Origin of the sequence: sulfur-oxidizing endosymbiont of Gigantopelta aegis, assembly GCF_016097415.1 — a bacterium.
In the GTDB taxonomy this organism is placed as follows: Bacteria; Pseudomonadota; Gammaproteobacteria; order GRL18; family GRL18; genus GRL18.
Genome location: NZ_JAEHGE010000001.1, coordinates 631,686 through 650,536, shown reverse-complemented (window position 1 = coordinate 650,536; position 18,851 = coordinate 631,686). Strand labels below are relative to the sequence as shown.

The window sequence follows — 18,851 nt, the reverse complement described above, 5'->3', positions numbered from 1 at the left end:
ATGTATGACAAAAAGTGCAACAGGGATCTTCAATTCTTCAGACTTTTTTTGTTCAGAGAAATTGACTTGAAATCAATATTATCAAGAATCCCATTCACTTGGCTGATGGAAAGATTTGATGTTTGTCCATAAAGAGCTTTCCACTCTTCAAAGATCATTTTTATTTTATTATTATTTTTCTTTTCCAGTCGCTCTGATAATGCGTCAGATAAAGCCTGTAACATATTACAGCCAGCATCAGAACTATGACCAAAATCAGTGATTAGATTTTCTGATGTAACAGGAACCCATTTACAATCAGTCAGAGCCTTAACTATCAAAGATACACTGGATTCACTTAATGGTAATAATGCATCATGAACTATTTTTCCTCGGCTGTACCGTGCAAATGCAATATGCTCTGCATCGGTAACTATTCAATATAATCCTCATTGTCGAGGGATTCGAGTTTAGCACGAGTCGGGATATATTTTTTTAAGCGATCAAACACCGCATTTTTAAATGCAGAACTGGAAATACTGCCATTAAATAAGCCCTTATCCTTAAATTCAATAATAACTCTGTTATAACTGGCATCAACTCTTTGCCTCTCCATTTGAAAAGGAATATTTAAAGCATCACCAATAATCTTTATCCATCCCTGGCGTACTTCTGTTTCATTGAGCCAGTTACCTTTGTCTTTCTTAAGTTGTTTGAAAATTGTTTTATTCATAATGGCTCATAGTTAATTAGGTGAAAAATAAATGATGTCTTCTGGACTAACAATGCCTTTTGCCAGACCTAAACGCATAGCGGGTGTTTTTTGTCTTTTCCTGCAATACAATAATTATAATAAACTCGGAATATATCGAGTAACTTAACAATGTTCTTTGGGTTGTAAGCAGAATACCCATACCACCTTCTGCCAGAACTGCTGGCAGATGAAATAACTCGCTCTAATAATGATAATCTACGTCTAACCTGCATAAAAAAATTATCAATCCCATGCATGGAGGCTTTGTTATATAACCATGCCTGATGGTCTTCATCATAGTGATGTGTCAACACTTTTCCGGACAGTTTTCTAAATATTTTTTTGGCTGTTTCAAGTGATTTTTGTCATTTTGTATTTCCTATCATTTTAGTTTCTCATGTTAACTTTAAACAGATGAAGAGAAAGGGCTTTGCCCTCTGGAACGATAGAGCCGTTCCATTCACCCAAGGTATTTTCACAACGGTAATGATCCTGTTACAATATCTTCACGGCACAGGCTGAGGAGCCGATGGCCGTCAACGGTAATGGGCGGCATTTATGTCGCCTTTACCCCTCTTCAATCAATCGATTTAAGCTATTTCCTGCTGTATTTCATAATCGACTGGTGACAAATAATCATTAGCCGAATGAAGTCGCTCCCGATTATAAAATACCTCAATATATTCAAATATTGCCTGCTTTGCTTCTACTCTGGTTTTGAATCGACAATGGTGCGTCAATTCAGTTTTCAAACTATGAAAGAAGCTCTCTGATACAGCATTGTCCCAGCAATTTCCTTTGCGGCTCATAGACTGAATTATGTTATGATCCGACAATATTTTTCTATGACTATCAGAGGCATATTGGCTACCTCGGTCAGTATGCCAAAGCAATCCATCCATTGGTTTACGCTTCCATATGGCCATCAGTAAAGCATCATTGACTAGCTTGGCTTTCATTCGCTCATCCATCGACCAGCCAACAATTTGCCTAGAGAATAAGTCAATGACAACCGCTAAATATAACCAGCCTTCCTTGGTGGCAATATAGGTAATATCACCCACATAGTAGCGATCAGGTTGAGAGACAGTAAACTCTCTTTCCAGTAAATTTGGAGATATACGCTTATTATGCTTGGAATTAGTCGTCGCTTTAAAGCGTCTCTTCGTTTTACAAAACAAACCGGCTTTTTTCATTAATCGACCAATTCTCCGGCGGCTTATATGAACGCCTTTTTCAGCCAGTTTTCTTTTAAGACGACGGGTTCCATAAGTCTTGCGACTGTCTTCAAACAGTTTTTTAGCTGCTCAGTAAGCGCTTCATTTTCTTTCTCTCTATCCGTTTTAGGAGAGCTAACCCAATCATAATAGCAACTACGGGAAACATCCATAAAACGGCACAGAATCGTTACCGGGTAATCTTTAGCCTGATCAGTTATCCATGCGTACTTCACAAAGTTTCCCTTGCAAAGTACGCTGTGGCCTTTTTAATAAATCACGCTCCTGAATCACTTTTGCCAATTCTTTTTTCAGACGTTTTACTTCATCATAAATGTGTTCATCACTTCTATTGGCTACCGTCTTCACCGGTTTGGAATATTTACTGATCCAGGTATGTAGAGTATTTACATTAACACCTAGCTCCCTGGCAGTCTGAGAAACAGGTTGATCCGTCTCATTAGCTAATTTGACAGCTGATTCTTTAAATTCTGATGTATAGCTTTTATTCGGTTTTTTTTGTTTGATCATTCATTTTAGGTCACACTTTTTATCTTTTAGTTATTTTAAGTTGTGTGTCCGGTTAAGTATAACCACATTATAGTCACCATAATCAGTAAGATAACAAATCGCTTTTTCTGGTTCAGACATATTAGGAAAAGGGTGTAAAAGCCATTTATCTTTCCAGTTTCCAATTTCCTGCATGTTTTCTAATCGATCTTTTATTATTTTTAATTTTATTTTATTTTTTGATAAATCAGGGTGTTCTTTTTGCTGATCTGAAAAATAGTTCCTGGAATCATTTAAAGTTCTCCGCTTTTCATCAACAGTTAAATCCTTTGTTATTCGAACATAAAAAGCATCACAGCTTCTATTTTTTATTTCGTTATGGAAAGCTGTTAAGCAGGTTGCTCTCATTCCAGAATCTTGATCTAAAAAGAATCTGATTTTTTCAACACCACTGAACAATTTATGTATAAAAAAGAAATGTCCATACATCGTATATTCAGAATGGATCTGCATTCCATTTTGAGGCAATTTTTGTACTTGATAGAGAGCTTCTGATTCTTCTATATCATCACGAGAAATTGCATCCTTGTATGTTGCTGATATATCGGCACTTAAAGATGATCCATTTGTCTTTTTGGATCTTGAATTTTTCACACTCTCTTTATAATCACCATTCAACCAGAATCTTGCATGTTTTCGATAGGCGTATTGGGCATTATAATCATTAACAGATAAAGCATTTTCTTCTATTTCAATAGGGCTAATACAAGGATCATAGTTTAAATTCATTTGAAATACGTAGCCCGTTTCATTGTCAGCACTACCGATTGCTGAAAGTTTAATATTTCGTTTATCTTCTCGTCTTGTCCAATTAACAATATATTCCTGTCTATCCACGATAACATAAAGTCGCTTTATATTGCTTTTAATTAACCTCTGTTCTCTTTCTGATACAAAGGTCATGCACTGTTTATGCAGAAAATCAATTTTTGCATAAACAGTCGCCATACCAACATCAGCAACTTCACAGATTCGCCTTAAAGGGGATTTATTCATTAGAAGTTTGAAAATAAGATTGTTTTTATGAGGCTGTTTTTGACCAGTTGTAGATTGTTTAACTGAAAATGTTTTCTTACAAGACTTGCATCGATAACGACTAGAACCTGATTTTGTTTTCCCAAAAGACTGGTAAAATTCTTTTCCTAACTTAATACTAATGAGATTATTTTTACATGAATTATCAGGGCATGACACCTCTGGAGTTTCTTTTAAATATTCTTCAATTCGCTGTAATTCATCCCAAATTCCTTGATTGCTCTTAACTGGGAATAACTCATTACAAGACTTGCAAATCAGTTTAGTAACTGGCTTTCGACTACCACTTGATAATTTGTAGCAGTCTTTTTGTGATTTATGGAGTTTAACTTGGCTTTCTGTGCTGGCAGGAACACCATAATTTTGGCACAATGGATTTTTGCAAAAATTAACCTGAATATCGTTAATTTCAACTGGAATTCTTGGTTGTTTTATATCAGAAGATATTTTATCCATTTAGATATCCCCTTAAATGTTGATTTTACAAGAATAATAGCTTAATTTATCGCATTTATCAACACCTTTATTTATCGGCTTGGTTTGAAGATACGGTGTTTGTTATTTTAGCGGATCACAATGCCGGCAGTGCTGGTAGAGAAAATTTACCCATTAAGAAATATCAAATTCCTCTTTGGATATACAGTCCTAAGCATTTAGAGGCTCAAATGATAGCAAAACGTGGTGGACAGATTGATGTGGCACCGACAATTCTTGCCATCTTAAACATGGATTATGAATCATGGTTCTTTGGTCAGGATATGTTGTCTGAAAGAAGAGAAAACTCATTGGCATTGATTGGTAATTATCAATACTTAGGTCTCTATCAACAGGATATACTGAGTATTTTAAAGCCAAAAAAACAAACCGTACAATATACAACAAGCTTACTTGAGCCAAGTAATAAAGCATTAGCAGAACAGAATTTTTCCTTGTTGGAAAAAACGATTGCCTACTATCAAACCGCAGCGTATTTATTGAAAAACAGAATGAATGCTTGGTCTGTGAATAATGAAAAAATCAAGGCCTCAAGCATTAACGTATGTAATAGGAAGTCTGCAGCTATAGGTGTGCATGACTGTTAAAAACACTGTTAAAAATACGTTCTTTATGAGCCACTTGTTTTTGCCGCTTATAATTTACATTGTTGCAATCTTTATGATTTATCAACTGCAATGGGATTATAGCCTATCATTATATTTTTATGATATGCAAAATGGCGCTTGGCTTTTAAAGGATAATTTTTATACTGAGGTCATCATTCATCACTATGGTAAATACTTGGCTATTGCTGGTTATCTATTGTTAACATTCCTTTATATAATATCATTCTTTAAACGATGTCCTATAAGGCTTGCTCAAGCCTATCATAAAGGTCTCGAGTATCTGGTTATCAGTACCATAGTGGCAACGCTGAGTATCACGTTGTTAAAATCACTCACCCAAATAGATTGTCCGTGGTCAATATCAGGATTGGGTGGTGATATTGCCTATTATGACTGGCTGAATCGCTTGTTTGTAGCAGATAACGGGGGCAAATGTTTTCCTTCAGGTCATGCCAGTGCTGCTTATGCCTTTTTTTCATTGTATTTTTTTGCTTATCATTATTTCCCTAAACAGGCATGGAAAGTATTGCTTGTTGTTGCTAGTGCAGGGCTGATCTTTGGTTTTTCTCAGCAATTGAGAGGAGCACATTTTATATCCCATGATGTAACGACAGTATTTATTTGTTGGATGATCAATTTATTCTTTTATCGTTATTTTTTAGCAAAAGAACCAACAATTTAAGCTTGTGTTAAGTATTGCAGTTTATGCTATGCCATGTGTTCTTTAACAAAATTCAAATTAGATAATAATGACCAATAAAAATAATAACAATTACTTCATTAATGTTTTTCTTATCGCTGTTTATTTACTTATATTAGTATTGACAGCTCAATTTATGGCTGAAATTGACAGTACGAGTGTATCAACCAATTTTTTTACTTTGTATGTCTGGCTGAGCTATTCATTTTATTATCTCTTACCGACTTTTTTCATAGCAAAAACATTGCTGTTTTTATATCACCGTTATGCTTCCAATGAAAAGATACTGAAATTTATTTTTGCCACTATTTTGTTGATCAGCATTCTGACGCTATTATTTTTATATTCAGATTATTATTTATATAACTTATATGGCTATCATATTGACAGTTTTGTCATTAATTTAATCATGACACCGGGTGGCATTGAATCGTTGGGTGTGACCAATGCGACGATACAAACGATGACGATTCAAGTGGTGTTTTTTATCAGTGCAATGCTGGGATTTTTTTATATTCTGCATCAACAAATTATAGTGAAGGAAAAACGTTTTTTTGAGATAAAAATTAAAGCACGTAGTGTGCTCTGGTTGTTTTTATTATTTTTTGCACTAGAAGAGGTGTCACATGGTGTGCTTGCTTCCTTAGGCGAATTTGAAATTGTTAGCGCATCAAGCACTTTTCCTTTAAATCTCAATACGACGTTTAATTCATTTCTTAAGCGTTCAGGTTTTAAGCCGGCTTCATCAGTTAGAAAAATGTCTCATGGAAAAGTTAAGTATCCATCGACCCCTCTGGTGTATAAAGCAGACTCCTATAAAACCGGCTCTTCTATAAAAACAAATAAGCCTAATATTGTCTGGTTAGTGGCTGAATCACTGCGTTGGGATATGCTAACACCGGAAATTATGCCTAAAACATGGGCGTATTCAGAACAAAATCTACGCTTCAACAGACATTATAGCGGTGGTAATCGTACCCGAATGGGGCTTTTTTCTATGTTTTATGGTCTCTATGCACCGTATTGGTATACCTTTGAAGAGCAACGGATCAGTAGTCCTATTCTTGATGCTTTAATGGCACAAGGTTATCAATTGCAAATCAATACCAGCCAAAGTTTTACTTATCCTGAGTTAAATAACACGATTTTTGTTAATGTGCCAAAAGAAGATATGCAGGCCTTAAATGAAGATCCGGATACATGGCGACGAGATGAGCAGAATATTACTGATATTATTAGTGCGATTAAAAATCGTGATGTGAATAAGCCATTTTTTAGTTTTATGTTCTTTGAAGCAACTCACGCGCCCTATCAATTTCCTGAGTCATCGGCTATTCGAAAAGAGTATATTGAAGAAATGAATTATGCGAAATTAAATTTACGCAATAATATTGGCTTGATAAAAAACCGTTATATTAATGCCTCGCATTATGTAGACAGCCAAGTGGGGCGGTTATTGGAAGCACTTAAGGCGATGCAATTGGATAACAATACCATTGTCATCATTACCGGCGATCATGGTGAAGAGTTTATGGAAAAAGGTCATTGGGGGCATGGCCATAATGCTGTTTTTCCAGAAGAACAAATTCGAGTGCCAATGGTCATGGCTATTCCAGGTGAGCCAGCTAGATCAATCAATTATTTAACTTCTCATCTGGATATCCCAGCCACTATTTTACCCTTAATTGGTGTGCTCTCAGCACCGGAAAGCTATTCCTTCGGGCAGAGCTTATTGACTGATCATAGAAAGTTTTTTGTTGCCGGCAATTATAATTATCTCTCCTATATTGATGAGAAGTACAAGCTGACATTTCCTTTCACGGGTAAAAGCGCGAATCGCATTGCCATTAGAACCGCGAATGACAAGTTAGTGACTAAGGCAGAAAGCATTATTGTGGCAGAGAATTATAAGTCTGCAATAGACAAAATTTATGAGCAGGGTAGCCAGTTTATTTGCAAAGATTGTTGAATTGAAGTTAATGAGTGCCCATCCGTAAATAGATTTTTTTATATGCCCACCCTACGGTGGTCTAAACGCAGATAGTTGAAAAAATTCACTTTATCTTTGAACTTGTATCCATTATTATCAATAGTGGCGTTGTATCAAATGCCACTAACAAGGATATAAGTAAATGGATAAAATACAGCACGGATTGGTAAGCCCGGCCATCATGTTTTTAAGCGCTTTTGAGCATCAGGCATTATTTATTCAAATTGAAGACAAAATTGATAGGGTTTTTAATGAATTCTGTTAAGTTGAGACTGTTTTTGGTATTGATTATTAGCTTGGCAAGTATGTTGGTACTGTATTTGAATCAAGTGTTTTATTTGAAACAAATCGAACTTTATAATACGGCTAATAATGAAATTCTAAGTATGAACGTGGATATTCTGCAATTACGTCATGCAGAAAAGAAATATTTCGTAGAACAAAATTCTCATTATTTAGCGCAGCATAAAAAATATTTAGCCAGCTTTCAACAAACCCTGCAACGTCTTATTTCTTTGGCCAAACGGGTCAAAGCCAACAATGATGATTTACCCATTTTGCAACCGCTTATCAAGGATTATGAGCGCCGCTTCTATAGTTATATCAACAATACGGCAATGGCATTACCCGAGCAGCGATTGACCCGCTATACCGAATTAAATTTTGCTGCCGATATGATTGAGGAAAGTTTAACGCGCATGAAGCAAGAACTTACGCCGCATTTTGATGAAAGTTTGGTTCAAAGTAAGCGTACCAGTACCATAATAATAGTCATTACTGGGTGTATTTTATTATTAAGTATTCTTTTAATTTTTCGCTCATTAGCACAGTCCTTTGATAAGTTTCTATTGTTTTTTAAGCAGGCCAAAACCTCCTATAAACATTTAGACGGAAAAAAATTCACCTATACCGAGTTTAAAAAAATGGCTGATATGGCCAATGAAATGATTGATGCGCGTTTGATTGCGCAAAACCAACTTAAGGATCTGAATGAAAATTTAGAAGAAAGGGTTGAAGCAGGTATCGCGGAAATAAAAAATCTCAACCATGAAATAGAAGAAACTCAAAGTGAAGTTGTGCTAACGATGGGCGCTATTGGCGAAAGCCGCTCTAAAGAAACCGGCAACCATGTCAAACGGGTAGCCGAATTCTCGCGTATATTGGCCTTGGAATATGGGCTAAAAAATAGTGAAGCAGAAATGCTTAAAGAAGTTTCGCCCATGCATGATATTGGCAAAATTGCGATACCTGATAGCATTTTAAATAAGCCAGGCAAGCTAACCGATGAAGAACGTGCGGTGATGGACACACATACCACTCAGGGCTATGATATGCTAAAGTTTTCTAATAAACCTTTAGTTAAAGCGGCAGCAATCGTTGCCCATGAACACCATGAAAAATGGGATGGCAGTGGTTATCCCAGAGGCTTAAAAGGCAAAGATATTCATATCTTTGGTCGCATTACTGCGGTGGTTGATGTGTTTGATGCTTTGGCATCGGATCGCTGTTATAAAAAATCATGGCCGGATAAAAAAATTATTGATTTTATTAAATCACAAAGTGGTAAGCATTTTGATCCAGAACTGGTGAGCTTATTTATTGCTAATGTTGATAGATTCTTTTCTGTCAGAGATCAGTATAAAGATGTGTTTGAATAAAAAATATAGCTATGATATTTGGAAGTACATGGCTAAAAGGAGATGAACATGCCAAACAAAATGAAAGACAAACTTATTCTGGAAGTATTATTAGAACGATTTGAAAAACACCGTTTACCAAGGTTAATGGATATAAAAAATAAAGTAAATGATGGTGAGAAACTTGATGCTTATGATATTGCTTTTTTAGATGAAGTTTTTACAGATGCTAAAAAGAATGAACATTTTTCAAAATCTGCGGATGACGAGCTTAAGCAGATTATTATGAAAGTGTTAGTCTTGTGTAAAACTATTACAGACAAAGCTCTGGAGAACGAGAAAAAGTAAACGTATTTAAAGTAAATTCACAGGGTCTTTCCTCTGCATAAAGCAATTTTAAGCCTATCTTAATCTTCAATTGTTAGTCTAGACAGCTATCTCAACGATAAAAGAGTTTATTATGCTGTCAACAGAAAAATCATTCCAACAGTTTACTTTTTCATGGTCTCATTTTTGGTTCGCCTATCTGTTTTTCTTTTATTTTTCTGGGTTTTATCAACTATTTTTATATCTCAGTCATCAGTCAGGCTTTAACGGCTTTCGCCAAACCGTCTACATGAGCTTTTTATGGCTCATTCCATTAATACTCTTTCCTCGGCAGACGAAAAGTTTGTCTGCTATTTTTGGCATCATTCTCTGGTCTACATCATTAGTTTTGATTGGTTATTATGCCGTTTATGGGCAAAACTTTTCCCAAAGTGTGCTATTTATCTTATTTGAATCGAATATCAGTGAAGGCAGTGAATACCTCGAATCGTATTTTAGTTGGTGGATTGTCTTAGGGTTTTTTATTTATACTGCATTGGCGGTTTTTTTATGGACAAAAATAAAACCACTTCACTCTGAGGCAACAATGCGAATGGCATTAACCATCTCTATACTCGCTATCGTGGCATGGCCCACTTATGATCGACTCTTGGTCAAGCATAGCACTTTAAAACAGGCTTTACATGCACAGATGAATCGTATGGAACCCGCAGCTCCCTGGCATTTGATTGCGGGTTATATAAAATATAAAGAACAACTTCATGATATCGAACAAAATTTGCTGGCCAATAAGAAACTACCACCCCTGCAAGGCTTGCATGATAATAACAATGAAACATCGAATACACTGGTGTTAGTGATAGGTGAGTCAACTAATCGACAGCGGATGAGTTTATATGGTTATCATCGCCCAACAACACCGCAGCTTGATGCCATGAAAGATGACTTAATTATATTTGATCAAGTTTTTTCACCTCGGCCCTATACCATAGAAACTTTAGAGCAGGTGCTTAGTTTTGCAGATGAAAAAAATCCAGATGTCTATTTAAGTCGGCCAACACTGATGAACCTAATGAAACAGGCGGGCTATAGAACCTATTGGATAACCAATCAGCAAACACAAACCAAGCGTAATACCATGCTGACAACATTTTCTAAACAGGCCGATGAGCAAATTTATTTAAACAATGATAGAAATCAAAATTCGGCACACTATGATGATGTGGTTTTAAGACCCTTTAAAGCGATTTTAGAAAACCCTAAATTTAGCAACAAAAACGACCAGAGAAAAAAATTTATAGTGATTCATTTGTTGGGAACACATAGAAAATATAGTTATCGTTATCCCGAAGACTCAACAGTGTTTCAAAGTAATAAAGATTTGCCAAAGTGGCTTAATGAAAGTCAGGTAGAAGAATATAACGCTTATGATAATGCCATTCACTTTAATGATTTAGTTTTATCAGGCCTAATTAATACTTTGAAAGAGAGTGGCAATAATGGCTTTTTAGCTTATTTATCCGATCATGGTGAAGAAGTCTATGATAATTCAAAGCGGCTTTTTACCGGGCGTAATGAAGCTGCTCCGACAGGACCCATGTATACCATTCCATTTTTTGTCTGGCAGAGTGATTCATGGAAGAAAAAGCATCATTCTAAGCTAGATGTTGAGAAAGTAGTCCATCGATTTTATAGTTCATCTGATTTTATATATACCTGGACCGACTTGGCAGGCATTGATTTTAAAGACTTTGATGCGACACGTAGTATTGTTAATGCCGACTTTACTAAGCACCCTATTTGGATCGGAGATCCAAATAAGCCAAAAAGTTTACGTGATTTAAGAAAAGAACCTTTTTTAGCACGTCCTGAAATTCCTGGCAAAGGACAAACTAATCTCATGATAAACAATCGCAGTCAACAGGAAATTTGAAAGTAGGGTGGGCAGATAAAGCCATACCCACCCTACAAATGCGCTGAAGGGTAATTTTTTTTACCTTAATATTCAATCAGTAAAAAATACTCATTTAGCATATAGAAGCCAGCCAGAATTAACACAACACCGGCACTGATTTCAAATATTTTTTGATGTCGGGACAACACTTGCAGGGATTCCAGCCAGCCCATACTCCATGCGCCTAAAATAATGGGGATACTGCGCCCCAGAGCAAAGGCCAACAATAAAACAAAGCCAAAGCTGACTGAGCCTATTGCAGCACTGGCGGTTAGAGTAACCAATAAGGCGGGTGTACAGAAGGGGCAAACGGCAACAGAAAATGGAATCGCCAATAAAAAAGCACCCCAAATTCCCGTGACTTTTCTTCCCTTAACACCAAACCAGGGTAGGCGAATATTAATGAGTCCAGACCACATCAATCCCATAATAATTAATACAGGGCCTAATAATAAACCCCATTGCCTACCCATGATACTTTGCACCCATTCACCACCCAACGCAGCTGCAACACCAAGCACTACATGAGTCGTTAGCATACCAAAGACAAATGCCCCTCCCATCAATACCGCACGTTTAGGTTCATGCGCCTTGGTAACATAAGCAAGCATAACGGGCACAGAGGCGAAAGAAACGGGATTAAAACTGAAGACAAGTCCCGCCATAAATGACAGGCCGATACCTGCCCAACTGGCTGTTTGCAAGGTTTGCTTGAGTGCTTCAGCAGTGATGTTCATGCTTGGCATTAACAAATATAAGGCGGTTCCAAGTAACAATAATGCCGTTAGATAGGGGCTGCTTTTAGCGGCCTGATTGAGTAATTGTTTAGTCTCGTCATGGACACCTTTATAGGCGGTAATGAACAAGGGCAGGGTAAATAAAGTAGCAAACAAAAAGCCAGACAGGATAGCAAAGCCAATGGAATTAACCGTGACAGCCATGCCCATGGTGACCACGACTAAGGGCAGAGTACAGGCGGGTAGAGTCAGGCCTAATTGTAACGAAAAGGGTAAATTTTGAGCGCCGGGCAGTAATTTGAAAAACTCCAAATGGGGCACGGGAATATAGGTGAAACGTGAAATGACATAGACCATCGCCATGATAGATAAAATGATGCTGGGGGTATAAATTCCCCATTGAGGGGGCTCGATTAAGATCACAGCAAGTGTGAGTAAACCTATTAATAAGAGTGTGCGGCTGAGCCAAACAAGAAATAAATCATAGTAGGCCTGGCGATCATTGGCTTGGTTAACGCGCACAGAAAACAAAGTATGGGTGGCAATGGTGCAAGGTTCAAAAAAAGCCAGTAAGCCTAATAGTGTTGCACTTAATAATAATAAGGTAATCATAAGTTACTCCGCTTTCTCAGCCTGAAGTCGTTGTTCGAGTTCGATACGTAGTTTTTTCGCCGAGGGCAGGCCGGCAAAAATTAACTTGATTACCCATAAAGCTCCGCCATTTTTAGGAGCTTTCCATTCATAGGTGGCGTTTTCATCGCCACGCATAAAAACCTTGGCATCATGTCTTTTAAGTTAAAGCGTCTATTAAACCGATAACAAAATTCAGCAAGATACCGAGGTAAATGTTTTGAGTTAATGGAATGATAGCTTCCCTTCATAGAGTTTTTAATATTACCTATCATAGTGTTAACCCAGATAAACTCAATTTTATCAACACTTGCCGCACCACCACCCGTGACGATTGGAACATGCTTACAGTCAGCTTCTTTAACCGCAGGAAAACAATTTAACCCATCTGAGTAAACAGTACTTCCAGGTGTTAAATGAGTTTGTGCCCATCGTTTTATTTCACTGGATTTAAACCCTTTAAGCACATTTAAATTCATTGCAATCGGGTGTCCATCTTCATTAGTAGAAACGGCTGCAACGAACGGTGTTTTATTTTCTGAACCACGACCTCTGGAGCCGCCTCTGTGCTCACCACCCCAGTAGGCATCATCAATTTGAATGATGCCTGATAAAGGTTTACTGTCATCACGTTCTTTCATAACCTGCATGATCTTTTGTTTCATACTCCAGGCTGTATTGTAGCTTACCTTAAGCTGTCTCTTTAATTCTAATGCTGAAACCGCTGTCTTCAATTGAGTCATAAGATGAATCGCTAAAAACCACTTAGATAAAGGCAGTTTGGTACTATCAAATATTGTCCCACAGGTTGCTGATGTCTGATGATGACAATGGTGGCACTGATAAAGATGGCGATGTTCTAGAGTGCAATAAGTCTTATTGCCACACTCTGGGCAAACAAATCCATCAGGAAATTTCCATTTAAATATAAGGCTTGTCGGCACTGTTTGTCAGTGCCATAATCATTAAAAAGCTCAAATAAACTATAACCTTCTTGAAACTGAATTTTATTTTTTGACATCATTCTACTCCACACATAATCTATACTTTAATTATAGTATAATTATAGTATAGTTATCGAAATATGGCGGAGCTTTGTGGGTAATCAAGAAAATTAATTCACCATCAATGGCAATTGACGGTGTTGTCATTACGCCAAGTTCAACGGCATAATCAATCTCTTCGAGAATATTAACCTCACGCCAATTGATTTTATCACCACCAATTTCGTTTGCTAGTTCACTTAATACCACTTTGGCATGGCCGCATTTACCACAACCGGGAGAGGAGAAAATTTCAATATTCATCGTTTTTCTCTTTGTTTAGTTATCTTTATTACTTAGGGTGACTTTAGCAGGGCTAAAGCCGGATTCAATAATTTTCTTTTTGATCAATTCAATATCGGCTTCATGACCATCAACCATTACCACTTGGGCTTTATTCGTATCGATATTCACGTCAGCCTTTTCAACGCCAGGCAATGTGTTGAGACTTTTTTGCACACTATAAGCACAAAATTTACAGCTCATGCCGTTAATATCAATGTTTACGACCTGTTTGCCTGATGCAAGGCTCGAAAGCACCAAGAAGAAAAGCAAGCTGAGGCTAATGAGTAATGATTTCATGATTAATTCTCCAATATTATTTATCTGAGCTATTTCTTTAACATAGTTACATATTACTATCTGGAGTCAACTCCAGATCAAGCTTTATTTTAAATTTTTGCTAATTCATAAGTTATTGCCGAAATTCAAGCTGAATAAAACCTCGATCAGTATCACCTAAGGCTTGAAACGGTTGACCATTACCACTGATAATGTCCAGCCCTGTAGTGACAATGAATTGATCGGTCACGCGCCATTGCAGTGCGGGGCGAAATAAAAGATTGCCTTGGCGTAAATCACTGACCATACTCAGACGAGGAATCAAAGTATCGTGGCGAAACGTTTTACTGATCTGAAACATAGCGCGAGTGGTGTGTTTGCGTTCGATAAAGTTGCCCTGATAATTCAAAAAGGTATACTGCCCAGCCTCAATAGTAATATCCATATTCGTGAGCAGAGTCATATCCATACCTAAGATAAAATTCAATTTATCACTTTGAGTGACACCTGAAAGACTACTTGTTTGCACTTCAATATTGGAATAATAGCTTAACTCACTGCGCAATATGGCATTATTTAATTGTTGCGAAAGAGACAAGCCCAATATGTCATAGCGCTGATAGCGCTTGACCTGTTTTAACTGTCCGGGGCTGACGGGTTCATAACTAATAATGGCTTTATTTTGCGGTACGGACATATATATAAATGCGAGATCTAAGCTATCAAAACTGGTGGATAAACGTAGAGCCAAACGTTGATGATCACGCTTTTTTTTGTAGGCGATAATATCTTGGCCTATAGGTGCTGGTTTACTTCCGAGATAAAAAATATCACCCTGATTGGCACTACGATTGACTTTGTCCTCTGGTGACCAAAGCGCCTCAAGCATCCAATCGCCAAAAAACTGCTGTGCTTGTGCCATCCACAGAGGCCTACGCAAAAAATCAAAGGCGGGTAATAGCCATTCACGTTGATCCTGTGGGTGAAAGACATCAAAGCTAGAGAGAAATCCAGATGCTTGTCCCCAGACGACTTGCTGTAAACCTAGCCGTACACGGCTATCATCATTTGCCCAGTCCAGAGTGAATTCGCGCAGCGATGACTCATGACTCCAACCATCAAATTGTGGATCACTTAATAGTCGTGCCTGAGTACGAAAACGCCAGTCATCAACAATATCCCAAGCCACTTCAGGCGCAAACACGGTGCGAAATTTTTGCGTCTTGCCATCATCAAGTGCAATAGCGCTATCATTTGATAAGGTATAGTGCCAGCGTGGTTTATCAGCGAGGACTTGGTTGCTGTTTAAAAGAATGCAGACTAAGACTAAGCTATGATAAAAGCTATGGCTAAAACGATAGCACATTATTTAATGGGGCGATCAAGCTGGCGTGAATGAAAAAAACGTGAGCTAATATCAGTATTATATTTTACTTGAGAAAATTTCAAAACAGTACGATGTTGCTGTTGTATGTCCTGCATTTCTCGTTCCAGTATGGTTGGAATACCTTGTAGGCTTTGAATATTATTAACGAGCATACGTTTTTTTAAACGACCATGACGATCAAAATATTCTTCTTTTAAAATAATGGATGTTGTTTTTTCTAACCAGGTAAGACGATACTGATAAGGATTTTCTTGTTCTATGGGTATACTTTTTATTTTATAAACCACTTTGTTATCCAGTATTTCTTCACCCAGTAGTTGATGTTTATCTTCCTCAGGTTCACGGCCACCGAGTTCATCATAGGTAAAATCAGTACCCAGAAAATGACGGTATTTCTGAGCGCCGGAGATACGTTTTGCTTTGCGTAAGGTGGGTAGGTAAAGCCAGCGATCATCATCACGGTCGGAATGATCATGTAACAATAAAGCTGTATCACGTAGATCCGGTGGAAATTGGAATTGCAGTCGAATCTTTTGTTCACGACCATCGCTCACACGTAGGCGAATGAGTTTTCTTTCTCGTTGTGCTCCTTTAGCATCAATGAGTATCATGCTAATATCGGCGCGTTCATTATTTCCCGTATCACGCAATTTTTCTGCTAGCATCAGGGTCAAAGCATCGGGCGAAGATGTTTGTTCCATTGCCTGCAATTCATGCCCCTTGACAGAAAGTAGGCCGATCAATATAAAACCGTAAAAACTCAGAGAATAGGGCATAAGTTTATTGTTCACTTTTTAAAGGGTTGTTTAAGGGCTATTTAAGAGATAGATGCGATGCCAAAATCGGCAATAGCAATGAAATGCTAGCACTGATAAGTAGCACTCCAGCGGTTAATAAGCCAATGGCCGTCAGTGGGGCAAACTGTGAGAGTACTAGAATACTGAAACCAATGGCAAGAATGATGCTGTTTAAAAGCACAATAGAACCACTTTGAGACAGACTGTGTTGTACCGCTTGTGCTTGACCATCGAGGCGAGCCTGACGATAACGATCTAACACATAAATAGCATAATCAATTGCTAAGCCAAGACTGATAGATGCCAGAACTGCCAGCGGTATATCAATGTAGCGATCAGTAATAGCCAGTATGGCAAAGATACTCAAAAGGGCGATGGTTAAGGGTAACATTGCCAGAAATGTCCAGCTGAGGGAGCGATAAATAAGCATTAGCACTAGAAAAATAGCAACAAAAGAGAGGCCTAAACTACTTAATTGACTACTGACGACCATATCAGCCATGGCGACATTCACTTGTGCCGGGCCACCAAAATAGACCTTGAGTTCAGGAATATACTGTTTAACTAATTGTTCTAGCTGAGGTAAAATTTGTCGGGTTGTGGAGGCATAGGGATCTTTAATTTGTATCCACAATAATGCTTGCTGCTGTTGGTTATCAATCCATACTTCTAAATCATTAGGATCACCACTGGATTCAAGTAGTAACAATTGTTGTGCGATGGCTTGTTCTGATGCCGGCAAAATTTCCATTAGCGGATCATCATTGTTTAATACCCGATTGCTGCGCTTGAGTAAATCAATAATGGACGTTACCTTGCCTATGTGTAACTTCTCAATAAGTCTGTGCATTTAAACAGCACAAACTTTACCTTTCAGCAACTCAGGCAGATATGGGATCAAATTTCTCTTGCTGATCCGGTCATTAATAAAATCCCAGAATGAAATTCCTTGTTTCAAACAAGTTTTCTTTAAACTGACAAAGGTATCTCTGCAAAGTTGCCCATCCTTTGAGCGTGTACTACCACTAATTTTACGCTTAATAACATATTCTCGAATATCATTTTCACTCAAATTATTATGAAGAGGAATATCAGGCCGTTCCAATACCAGCAGTAATTCTGTTTTATTTCTTGCCAATCGTTTCAGTGCCTGATTCAACGTTTCAAAGCTTGTTTTAGTCCGGCACAATTCATCAAAATGTTCAGCAATCGCTGACTTCAACGGATCATCTGGCTCAAGTTTATATTGTTTGAGATCATAAAATAGTTCCCAAATCTGAGTATGTACCCAGTTCAGTTCTTTATCATGTCGCTCATTGAGTGGTAGTATCCGCTGAAACACTCTGTCTGCATGTATCCAACATAATGCGTGCAACAAAATATCAAATTGTCCTGCATCATCACTCACAATCACCAAATCACTTGGAAAGCCACTGTTAATTAATGCCCCCAGTAAAGCGCCTTCTGTGGCAATGCGAACATGCCGTTGTGTTATGATACTATTGTTCTGCAGATAGTATTTCCAGGCTTCTTCATTATCAAAGCAAGTCTGATGACTTTGTTCAATAACGCTCAATGGCTTGTGAGGTAATTTTTCTGCTCTCATATAATCAAGTGCTGCATCGTTGAGCGTATAATCAACAGCAGCACCTCGTAACAATTGTAGAAAATTAATCCGGCTCTTATATCGAGTACTTGAAAACCAGGCAAAGGTTTCATTGCCAACGTGAGTACAATAACCATTCTTTCCATCATGACGACTACCCGTATCATCAACATGGATATAAGTACTATTGTTGATACCGGCAGTTAGCAATGTATTTTTTCAGTATGAAAATGGTCTTTGTCATGGATTAAAATCTCATTGATCTGACCCGTTGAAATATCAAAACCTAATTCTGTTAATTGTTGTATTATCAATGGCTGAGTCACTCTCTGGTGATAATATTGATAAACGATATAACTCTGTAATGTATGGCCAAAATGTCCTATATGTGTATCAAAGCTCAATTTTCCTATACAGGTATCACCATCGGGTGTTTTATAGCGAGCCAATCGATAACGAGTATTGAAAGGCTTAATCAGCAGCTCCTGAACAAAATAATCCTGATACCCTAAAAAACGTGAATGTTCTGGCAGGTTATCTGGTTTGATAACGGTGGTTTTATGAATAGCCAATTTCTTCTTTCGTTTACGACTTTTACTAGTCCCATTTCCTGAGTTGTTTTTCTTGCTTCCTGAATGACCTGTCGGATTATCATTGTCATCATCCTTTGGCAATTTACTGGCTCTTATTTTAGGCTTTGGAGGTAGCTTTTTAAGCTTAGCAACTTCTGTTTTAAGGGCATCGATTTCAACCTGTTGGTTTTGAATGATTTCCTGTTGTTGCTCCATGAAAGCAAGGAGTAATCGGACTACCGGTGTCTTTTT

The 18,851-nt window shown here is 37.6% G+C and carries 19 protein-coding genes and 2 pseudogenes; 7 read left to right on the top strand and 14 right to left on the bottom strand.

What is annotated here, in order from left to right:
- Positions 1 to 29: 29 nt before the first annotated feature.
- The 5 genes and pseudogenes from JEU79_RS03230 to JEU79_RS03210 form a co-directional block, all read right to left on the bottom strand.
- A complete protein-coding gene (locus tag JEU79_RS03230) occupies positions 30 to 320 on the bottom strand; it encodes a hypothetical protein (RefSeq protein ID WP_198262940.1) in 291 nt (96 codons plus the stop codon).
- Positions 321 to 412: 92 nt separating this feature from the next.
- On the bottom strand, positions 413 to 712 hold the full coding sequence (locus JEU79_RS03225; protein WP_198262939.1) for a hypothetical protein: 300 nt from the start codon (positions 710 to 712) through the stop codon (positions 413 to 415).
- Positions 713 to 780: 68 nt separating this feature from the next.
- The gene (locus tag JEU79_RS03220; protein ID WP_246539962.1) at positions 781 to 1,047 is read right to left on the bottom strand and encodes a hypothetical protein; all 267 of its coding nucleotides are present in this window, start codon (positions 1,045 to 1,047) and stop codon (positions 781 to 783) included.
- 276 nt (positions 1,048 to 1,323) lie between these two features.
- Positions 1,324 to 2,481: pseudogene (locus tag JEU79_RS03215) on the bottom strand (IS3 family transposase).
- Positions 2,482 to 2,511: 30 nt separating this feature from the next.
- Positions 2,512 to 4,011: an IS1 family transposase gene (locus tag JEU79_RS03210; protein WP_198262938.1), complete on the bottom strand. Its 1,500-nt coding sequence runs from the start codon at positions 4,009 to 4,011 to the stop codon at positions 2,512 to 2,514.
- A gap of 44 nt (positions 4,012 to 4,055) precedes the next feature.
- On the opposite strand from JEU79_RS03210, the gene JEU79_RS03205 reads away from it, so the two are divergent.
- The 7 genes from JEU79_RS03205 to cptA all read left to right on the top strand — a co-directional run bounded on the left by JEU79_RS03205 (position 4,056) and on the right by cptA (position 11,245).
- Positions 4,056 to 4,637: a sulfatase-like hydrolase/transferase gene (locus JEU79_RS03205; protein ID WP_198265838.1), complete on the top strand. Its 582-nt coding sequence runs from the start codon at positions 4,056 to 4,058 to the stop codon at positions 4,635 to 4,637.
- Entirely contained in the window at positions 4,627 to 5,340 is a 714-nt protein-coding gene (locus JEU79_RS03200; RefSeq protein ID WP_198262937.1) for a phosphatase PAP2 family protein, read from the top strand. Before JEU79_RS03205 ends, JEU79_RS03200 begins: the two co-directional genes overlap by 11 nt.
- A gap of 67 nt (positions 5,341 to 5,407) precedes the next feature.
- Positions 5,408 to 7,327: a sulfatase-like hydrolase/transferase gene (locus JEU79_RS03195; protein ID WP_198262936.1), complete on the top strand. Its 1,920-nt coding sequence runs from the start codon at positions 5,408 to 5,410 to the stop codon at positions 7,325 to 7,327.
- Between the two features lie 163 nt (positions 7,328 to 7,490).
- Positions 7,491 to 7,613 (top strand): hypothetical protein, encoded by a 123-nt coding sequence (locus JEU79_RS27280; RefSeq protein WP_281400821.1) that lies wholly within the window; start codon positions 7,491 to 7,493, stop codon positions 7,611 to 7,613.
- A gap of 40 nt (positions 7,614 to 7,653) precedes the next feature.
- Positions 7,654 to 9,006, top strand: a complete 1,353-nt coding sequence (locus JEU79_RS03190) for an HD-GYP domain-containing protein (protein WP_246539958.1) — start codon at positions 7,654 to 7,656, stop codon at positions 9,004 to 9,006.
- 48 nt (positions 9,007 to 9,054) lie between these two features.
- Positions 9,055 to 9,333, top strand: coding sequence for a hypothetical protein (locus JEU79_RS03185; RefSeq protein ID WP_198262935.1), 279 nt, complete (start codon positions 9,055 to 9,057; stop codon positions 9,331 to 9,333).
- Positions 9,334 to 9,445: 112 nt separating this feature from the next.
- The gene (gene cptA / locus JEU79_RS03180; RefSeq protein ID WP_198262934.1) at positions 9,446 to 11,245 is read left to right on the top strand and encodes a phosphoethanolamine transferase CptA; all 1,800 of its coding nucleotides are present in this window, start codon (positions 9,446 to 9,448) and stop codon (positions 11,243 to 11,245) included.
- Between the two features lie 65 nt (positions 11,246 to 11,310).
- Here cptA and JEU79_RS27910 read toward each other — a convergent pair whose 3' ends face one another.
- The 9 genes and pseudogenes from JEU79_RS27910 to JEU79_RS25950 all read right to left on the bottom strand — a co-directional run bounded on the left by JEU79_RS27910 (position 11,311) and on the right by JEU79_RS25950 (position 18,815).
- Positions 11,311 to 12,615 carry a cytochrome c biogenesis CcdA family protein gene (locus tag JEU79_RS27910; protein ID WP_343074930.1) on the bottom strand — a complete coding sequence of 435 codons (1,305 nt, stop codon included), beginning with the start codon at positions 12,613 to 12,615 and terminating at the stop codon, positions 11,311 to 11,313.
- Positions 12,616 to 12,704: 89 nt separating this feature from the next.
- Positions 12,705 to 13,654 (bottom strand): annotated as a pseudogene (locus JEU79_RS03170) (IS1595 family transposase).
- A gap of 31 nt (positions 13,655 to 13,685) precedes the next feature.
- The gene (locus JEU79_RS03165; RefSeq protein WP_198262933.1) at positions 13,686 to 13,940 is read right to left on the bottom strand and encodes a glutaredoxin family protein; all 255 of its coding nucleotides are present in this window, start codon (positions 13,938 to 13,940) and stop codon (positions 13,686 to 13,688) included.
- Between the two features lie 15 nt (positions 13,941 to 13,955).
- Positions 13,956 to 14,258: a heavy-metal-associated domain-containing protein gene (locus JEU79_RS03160; RefSeq protein ID WP_198262932.1), complete on the bottom strand. Its 303-nt coding sequence runs from the start codon at positions 14,256 to 14,258 to the stop codon at positions 13,956 to 13,958.
- Positions 14,259 to 14,370: 112 nt separating this feature from the next.
- Positions 14,371 to 15,603 carry a DUF1302 family protein gene (locus tag JEU79_RS03155; RefSeq protein WP_198262931.1) on the bottom strand — a complete coding sequence of 411 codons (1,233 nt, stop codon included), beginning with the start codon at positions 15,601 to 15,603 and terminating at the stop codon, positions 14,371 to 14,373.
- Entirely contained in the window at positions 15,603 to 16,325 is a 723-nt protein-coding gene (locus tag JEU79_RS03150) for an outer membrane lipoprotein-sorting protein (RefSeq protein ID WP_198262930.1), read from the bottom strand. The genes JEU79_RS03155 and JEU79_RS03150 overlap by 1 nt, the downstream gene beginning before the upstream one ends.
- A 112-nt stretch (positions 16,326 to 16,437) precedes the next feature.
- Positions 16,438 to 17,271, bottom strand: a complete 834-nt coding sequence (locus tag JEU79_RS03145) for an MMPL family transporter (protein WP_198262929.1) — start codon at positions 17,269 to 17,271, stop codon at positions 16,438 to 16,440.
- Positions 17,272 to 18,237 (bottom strand): IS66 family transposase, encoded by a 966-nt coding sequence (locus JEU79_RS03140; RefSeq protein WP_198262524.1) that lies wholly within the window; start codon positions 18,235 to 18,237, stop codon positions 17,272 to 17,274.
- A complete protein-coding gene (locus tag JEU79_RS25950; protein ID WP_246539956.1) occupies positions 18,231 to 18,815 on the bottom strand; it encodes a hypothetical protein in 585 nt (194 codons plus the stop codon). The genes JEU79_RS03140 and JEU79_RS25950 overlap by 7 nt, the downstream gene beginning before the upstream one ends.
- Positions 18,816 to 18,851 lie beyond the last annotated feature (36 nt).